Source organism: Streptomyces sp. SID14478 (assembly GCF_010548525.1).
Classification (GTDB): Bacteria; Actinomycetota; Actinomycetes; order Streptomycetales; family Streptomycetaceae; genus Streptomyces.
Genome location: NZ_JAAGMG010001478.1, coordinates 1 through 1,936, shown reverse-complemented (window position 1 = coordinate 1,936; position 1,936 = coordinate 1). Strand labels below are relative to the sequence as shown.

Annotated in this window: 1 protein-coding gene; it reads right to left on the bottom strand. The window is 71.2% G+C overall.

Features of this window, described 5'->3' with window-relative positions:
- Positions 1–1,936: polysaccharide lyase family 8 super-sandwich domain-containing protein (locus G3I40_RS46155; protein WP_164560758.1), on the bottom strand; the 1,936-nt coding region annotated here is incomplete at both ends.

The following is a 1,936-nucleotide window of genomic DNA, read 5'->3' as shown; positions in this document are numbered from 1 at the left end:
TCGAGCAGGACGTAGCCGACCGCCGTGCCGCGCGTCGCGTTCGCCCAGCGCACCCAGCCGCGCCCCTCGTCCACCGTCACCTCGTCGCCGGTCGCGGCGATCCGCGCGTCCAGCGTCGTCGTGACGGCCCGGTCCGCGCCGGGCGCGTCGCCGACCCCGGCCGCGAGGACGACGATCTCGTCGTCGAGCAGGAACCAGGACTTCGTCGCCCGCGCGCTGCGGTACACGACGAAGTCGTCGGGCAGGACGCCCGCCCGCTTGTCCCGCCACGGCACGTCGTCGGACAGCACCCACCCCGCCGCGCCGTACGCGTCGAGGGTCGCGCCGCCCGAGTACGCCTGGGTGGCGGTCGGGAAGTAGACGTACGTGTTCTGCGACTCGCTGGACGCCGTGAAGTTCAGGGGGTGCGAGGGGTTGTCGTAGAACAAGTCGCCGTCGTACAGCTCCGGTACCGTGCCCCGGTGTTCGACCGGCGCCGTCACGCCCGCGAGGCCGTACGGGGAGACCGTGGTGAAGTAGTCGACGCCGAACGACTCGCGCTGGTCCTGGCCCGCCAGATACAGGTAGTGCGCGCCGTCGCCCTGGAACCACGGCATCAGGTTCTCGCCGCTCATGTACTCGTACTTGCTGATGCGGGCCGAACTGCGGGCGAGGGTGAAGGCGTAGCCGGGGCGCCTGTGCACCGTGCGGTCCATGGAGTTGAACGCGACCGAGCGGGCCGGCGGGTTGAGGTCGGCGGCGGGCACCGAGGCGTCGGCGAGGATGTCGGCGTAGCGCACGACGCTGAGCGGCGAGACGAAGGACGTCGGGTCGAGGGCGGCCCGGGACGTGGCGCGCACCTGTTTCACGTACGCCTTGAGGGCCGTCGCGTCGTCGCCGGTCTCCAGGGAGGCGAGGTCCACGACCGCCTCGACGACCGTCGTGACGTCGTCGTACCCGGTGCCGGTGCGGGAGACGGACCGGCCCTTGACGGCCTCCATCATCCAGCCCTCGAAGATCAGCGGCGCGAAGCCGTCGCGGACCCAGCCGTGGACCGTGGGGATCAGCTCCCCGGCGTTCACGAAGCCCGTGCCGTCGAGGATCTTGAGGGTCTGGACGACGCGGCTGAGCAGGCCCTTGCCGTACGCGCCCGTGTACGCGACCGAGGCGTGCTGGAGGAAGGACCCGTCCGCGTAATAGCCGTCCGTCACCCCGTGGGCGAGGGCGTACGGGTCGATCGTCGCGAAGACGGTGAGCTGGTCGGTGAGCGCCTTGCGGATGCGCGCCTCGTCGGCCAGCAGCGCACCCTGCAGGATGCGGTTCGTGGTGATGTCGGCGAGGTTCGCGCCGGTGTGGAAGCGGGAGTCGAGGTCGACATCGCCGTCCTTGCCGTTGCGCAGGTACGCGTCCATGGAGGCGACGTACGTCGTGATCAGGGCGGCCGGGGCGCGCTCGCCGAGCAGCAGCAGCGTCTTGCTGACGTGCTGCGAGATGCCGATCTCCCAGAAGAACCAGTTGCCGTAGTAGCCCGTGGACTGGTCGCCGTAGTAGTGCGCGTGCAGCCAGGCCAGACCCTCGGCCACCCGGTCCTGGACCGCCGAACTCCCGTACAGGTCAAAGGATATGCCGTACGTGCGCGTCGCCAGGGCGATCTCGTACAGCCGCTGGTAGCTGGTGTTGAGGTTCGCGTCGCTGGAGCCGAGGAGGACGCCCGCGAAGAGTTCGCCGTCGCCGGTGGCCGCGTCCAGCGCGGCGAGGTTCGTGCGGGCCGTCTTCTCGATCGCGGCGCGCTTGGCGGCCGTCTCCGTACGGGAGTTGGACTCCTCGGTGCCCGCGAGGACGGCGACCGTGTTGGCGACGATCCGGGCCGCCCCGTCCGCGGTCGCGGCGGCGCTCGCCCACCCGGTGGGCACGGCGGCCAGCACGCCGCTCGCGGCCAGCGCGCTCAGCAGTCGTC